Source organism: Bacillus salacetis, assembly GCF_049177075.1.
GTDB lineage: Bacteria > Bacillota > Bacilli > Bacillales > Bacillaceae_B > Rossellomorea > Rossellomorea salacetis_A.
In genome coordinates, this window is record NZ_CP185377.1 from 320,001 (window position 1) to 325,000 (window position 5,000).

The window sequence follows — 5,000 nt, forward strand, 5'->3', positions numbered from 1 at the left end:
AAGGGATAAGTGCTGAAAGCATCTAAGCATGAAGCCCCCCTCGAGATGAGATTTCCCATCACTTTATGTGAGTAAGATCCCTGAAAGATGATCAGGTAGATAGGTCTGAGGTGGAAGCGTGGCGACACGTGCAGCTGACAGATACTAATCGATCGAGGACTTAACCACAATTTATAGCGAACTCGGAATACTTTCTTTTCTTCATACCTTTATCTAGTTTTGAGAGAACGATGTTCTTTCAATTTCATACAGTCTGGTGATTAAGGCGAAGAGGTCACACCCGTTCCCATGCCGAACACGGAAGTTAAGCTCTTCAGCGCCGATGGTAGTTGGGGGATCTCCCCCTGTGAGAGTAGGACGTCGCCAGGCGACCAGAGAGTACCCGATGTGGTGCTCTTTTTTTATGTTTAAAAGAATTGAAACCGAAAGGTTTGAAGTGATCCTTCCTGAATATTACTCAAAAGCAGGAGCGAGGGTGGGGAGGAGCAAGAAGGTCGAGGACGAGAGGGAGAGAACACCGGAGTGGGCTCTGCCCATGAGGATGTGAACGAGCGAAGCGGACGAAGAGATTCGCCGCTCATCGCCGGCCGAGCCTTCAGTGCCGATGGTAGTTGGGCCTCCCCCTGTGAGAGTAGGACGTCGCCAGGCAATCAAAAGAGTACCCGATGTGGTACTCTTTTTTGTGTTTGAAATGAAAAGGAAACCGAAGGTTGAAAAGATCTTGCCTGGACATTCATCAAAAGCAGGAGCGAGGGTGGGGAGGAGCAAGAAGGTCGAGGACGAGAGGGAGTGAACACCGGAGTGGGCTCTGCCCATAAGGATGTGAACGAGCGAAGCGGACGAAGAGATTCGCCGCTCATCGCCGGCCGAGCCTTCAGTGCCGATGGTAGTTGGGGCCTCCCCCTGTGAGAGTAGGACGTCGCCAGGCAATCAAAAGAGTACCCGATGTGGTACTCTTTTTTGTGTTTGAAATGAAAAGGATACCGAAGGTTTAAAGAGATCTTTCTTGAACATTCATCAAAAGCAGGAGCGAGGGTGGGGAGGAGCAAGAAGGTCAAGGACGAGAGGGAGAGAACACCGGAATGGGCTCTGCCCATGAGGATGTGAACGAGCGAAGCGGACGAAGAGATTCGCCGCTCATCGCCGGCCGAGCCTTCAGCGCCGATGGAAGTTGGGGCCTCCCCCTGTGAGAGCAGGACGTCGCCAGGCGGCCAAAGAGTACCCGAAGTGGTGCTCTTTTTTTGTGTTTAAAAAGAATTGAAACCGAAAGTTTTAAAGAGGAGTATGCTGATATAATCCGTCTGTAGGAAATAGACATTTGGCTCAATTTTTCTGAATAAAGTCGCAATTATTCTAGACTTGGCATGATTATATGAGAATTAGCACGATTAAGGTTGTAGGCGGCACAATAATCTCCAAAAAGGCACGATGATGAATTTTAGCAGTTGATCAAAAACAGCAGTAAATTCCTTTTAGCGTATAACCTCCATTTAAGATGCAAAAGTACCGGGACTTGGTGCATAACCACCCAAACTCGGTGCATAACTCAAAAGAGGTATTAGTAGAAGGTGTGAAAAACCAAGTATATCAGACTTCAAATCATATAAAATAATAACCCTCAGAATTTCTCCGAGGGCTTCAGTGTTGAGCCTTTTCAAATGCCAGCTTGATTCCAAAGCCAATCAGGACGGTTCCCGTCAAAGCCTCGATAACCTTTGTGGTTTTAGGCTTTTTCATAAAGGTACTGATCTGATTGATCAATAATATATAAAGCATGAACCAAATGGCTGTCAGTAATGCGTAAGTCGCTCCCATTAGAAGAAAGGGAATCAGAGTGTCACTTCCGCTATTAACAAACTGCGGCAGAAAGGTAAGAAAAAAGACTGCTACCTTCGGGTTTAAAATGTTTGTAAGAAATCCCTGTTTAAAGTAGGATTTGTTTCTATATTTATCGGGTTCTGCATACTCCTCTGAAAGGACATTATTTTTTAAAGCGGCAATGGACTTAGCACCTAAATAAATTAGATAAATGGCCCCCGCATATTTAAAGGTGGAAAAAAGAAATGCGGATTTGACAATGATGGCTGAAAGGCCGGCTACAGCGGCAAGTGTATGAAGCAACAATGCGCATATGGTTCCTGCCAAAGTTTTCAGTCCTTTAGCGCTGCCGCCTGCAACTGTATTTTTAGTTACGATGGCTGTATCAGGGCCAGGCAGAATAATGAGCATAACCGACATGATAATAAACAGATAAAAATTCTCCATGCGATTTACCCCTTCCTCTATAAAATTCTTTTTATCATAACACGCTGTCAGTGCGAAAAATGTCAGAAGATGATAGAAGTTATTATCAATTTTGTTCCTTTTAAGTAGAGGTTTCGTTATGTAATGGAAACTAGTGTAATTATAAACTTACTATAAATGGAATAAAATAAATGATTTCTGAATATTTTTATAATATAATAGAGTTACATCTAATAGAAAGCGCTTACAGATCTTCGGAGAACCTACATAATCATTAAACAAATGGAGGGGATTTCATGATTTATGCACAGCCCAATAAAGATGGGTCAAAAGTGAATTTTAAAAAGAGATACGATAACTATATCGGCGGTGAGTGGGTAGCACCGGTGAAAGGTGAATACTTTGAGAATGTTTCTCCAGTAAATGGGGAATCATTTTGTGAGGTTGCAAGATCGACATCGGAGGATATTGAACTCGCATTGGATGCTGCTCATGAAGCGAAGGATGCATGGGGGAAAACGTCCGCTTCAGAAAGAGCCGTTATACTGAATAAAATTGCTGATAGACTTGAAGAGAATCTGGAGATGCTGGCTGTTGCCGAAACTTGGGACAACGGTAAGCCTGTCAGGGAAACTCTTAATGCGGATCTACCGCTTGCTATTGACCATTTCCGATATTTTGCCGGATGTATCCGCGCACAAGAAGGCAGTATCGGAGAAGTGGATAATGATACTGTGGCATACCACTTCCATGAGCCTCTTGGTGTAGTAGGGCAGATTATCCCGTGGAACTTCCCGCTTTTAATGGCAACTTGGAAACTGGCGCCAGCCCTTGCAGCAGGAAACTGTGTCGTTCTAAAACCGGCAGAACAAACACCGGCAAGCATCATGGTCATGATGGAGCTGATTGCAGACCTGCTGCCTAAGGGTGTGATCAATGTTGTCAACGGATTTGGAGTGGAAGCCGGAAAGCCGCTGGCTACCAGCCAAAGAGTTGCGAAGGTAGCTTTCACAGGGGAGACGACAACCGGCCGCCTGATTATGCAGTATGCTTCTCAAAACCTCATTCCAGTTACCTTAGAGCTTGGCGGCAAGTCGCCGAATATCTTCTTTGAAGATGTAATGGCACAGGATGATGACTTCCTTGATAAAGCGATTGAAGGGTTTGTTCTTTTTGCACTGAATCAGGGTGAAGTATGTACATGTCCTTCGCGTGCCCTGATCCATGAATCGATTTACGATAAGTTTATGGAAAGAGCACTTGAAAGGGTCAAGGCGATCAAACAAGGAAACCCGCTTGATACGGAGACGATGGTCGGTGCTCAGGCATCAACTGAACAGTTGGAAAAAATCCTTTCTTATATAGATATCGGCAAGCAAGAAGGTGCTGAAGTATTGACTGGCGGAAACCGTAACTTCCTTGAAGGGGAATTGGAAGGCGGCTACTATGTAGAGCCGACAGTCTTCAAAGGAAATAACAAAATGCGCATCTTCCAGGAAGAAATTTTCGGGCCTGTCGTATCTGTAACAACATTTAAAACTCCTGAAGAGGCACTGGAAATCGCCAATGATACACTGTATGGTCTGGGTGCGGGTGTCTGGTCAAGAGACATTAACACGGCTTACCGCTTTGGTAGAAGCATTGAGGCAGGACGTGTTTGGACGAATTGTTATCATGCTTATCCTGCTCATGCTGCGTTCGGTGGATACAAGATGTCCGGAATCGGCCGTGAGAACCATAAGATGATGTTGAGCCATTACCAGCAGACGAAGAACCTGCTAGTCAGCTACAGCCCGCAAAAGTTAGGTTTCTTTTGATCCTCATACTAAAAAAGGAGGATGAATATGCCCGAAGTTAAAAAGGTCGTTGCTACTGAAGAGGCGTCCAAACTCATTTCAAGGCTGAAAGACAAGCATGGCCCTCTCTTATTCCATCAATCAGGAGGATGCTGCGATGGAAGTTCACCCATGTGCTATCAGGAAGGGGATATGCTGATAGGTGAAAGTGATGTTCTCCTTGGGTACATTGATGACTGTCCATTCTATATTTCCAAAGCTCAATATGAGTATTGGAAGCATACTCAATTGATTATTGATGTAGTAAAGGGAAGAGGCGGGATGTTTTCACTTGAAGGCCCTGAAGGAGTAAGGTTTTTAACGAGGTCAAGAATATTTTCGGAAGAAGAGAAATCCAAACTATAAAGAAGGAAAAAACGACTCGTCAAAGGCGAGTCGTTTTTTTGTTAAGATTCCTGTGCCTCAATCGAATTGGCTATCTGAACAAGAGTTCCGGGGAGCATCATATCTGCTGCTTTCTTATTAATACTGAGCATATATTGCCAGCTGCCTTTTTCAAAAACCAAGACATTGAACCCTGAATGATTTAAATAAACAGCTTTATTTCCATCCTTAAGGGTGATGCCTTTGTTAATTTCCTCATTTTTATACTGCAGTTTATGCTGGACCGGCCGTATATTGATTTTGTAATGGTTATCCGGATTCTTAACATTGATATATTTCACTTCAAAAGAATCTTTATCACTGCCCTCCAAGTCATTGACACGGCCCATAATATGAGTGAAAGCAATGGGTGGGACTCTTAAAGGCAGTTTTAATCTTTGTTTAAAATGCTTTTCAAATTGTTCTGCCGCAGCATCAACGGTTGTGTAGCCAATCTCCCGGTAGATATCCTGATTTGATTGATTCCCGTCCAGCCCATTTGATAGAACAGGGTTATTGTTTTGTGAAAAAAAGATC

General features: G+C 44.0%; 5 protein-coding genes and 2 rRNA genes (2 of these 7 cut by a window edge). 5 read left to right on the forward strand and 2 right to left on the reverse strand.

The window, feature by feature from the left end:
* The 3 genes from ACOJQI_RS01735 to ACOJQI_RS01745 all read left to right on the forward strand — a co-directional run.
* Positions 1–168: ribosomal RNA gene (locus ACOJQI_RS01735) — 23S ribosomal RNA — on the forward strand; it begins 2,768 nt to the left of the window's first position.
* A gap of 84 nt (positions 169–252) precedes the next feature.
* Positions 253–369, forward strand: a 5S ribosomal RNA gene (gene rrf / locus ACOJQI_RS01740).
* 34 nt (positions 370–403) lie between these two features.
* A complete protein-coding gene (locus ACOJQI_RS01745; protein ID WP_421382945.1) occupies positions 404–547 on the forward strand; it encodes a hypothetical protein in 144 nt (47 codons plus the stop codon).
* Between the two features lie 1,091 nt (positions 548–1,638).
* Here ACOJQI_RS01745 and ACOJQI_RS01750 read toward each other — a convergent pair.
* A complete protein-coding gene (locus ACOJQI_RS01750) occupies positions 1,639–2,265 on the reverse strand; it encodes a LysE family translocator (RefSeq protein ID WP_421382947.1) in 627 nt (208 codons plus the stop codon).
* Between the two features lie 275 nt (positions 2,266–2,540).
* Between ACOJQI_RS01750 and adh the strand changes: the two genes are divergently transcribed.
* Both adh and ACOJQI_RS01760 read left to right on the forward strand, forming a co-directional pair.
* Entirely contained in the window at positions 2,541–4,061 is a 1,521-nt protein-coding gene (adh, locus tag ACOJQI_RS01755) for an aldehyde dehydrogenase (protein WP_421382949.1), read from the forward strand.
* 27 nt (positions 4,062–4,088) lie between these two features.
* On the forward strand, positions 4,089–4,445 hold the full coding sequence (locus ACOJQI_RS01760) for a DUF779 domain-containing protein (RefSeq protein ID WP_421382951.1): 357 nt from the start codon (positions 4,089–4,091) through the stop codon (positions 4,443–4,445).
* Between the two features lie 41 nt (positions 4,446–4,486).
* On the opposite strand, the gene ACOJQI_RS01765 is transcribed toward ACOJQI_RS01760, so the two are convergent.
* Positions 4,487–5,000, reverse strand: the 3' portion of a protein-coding gene (locus ACOJQI_RS01765) for a hypothetical protein (protein WP_421382953.1). The gene runs 38 nt beyond the window's last position; the window shows 514 of its 552 coding nt (coding positions 39–552); the start codon falls outside the window, past its right edge; it ends in the stop codon at positions 4,487–4,489.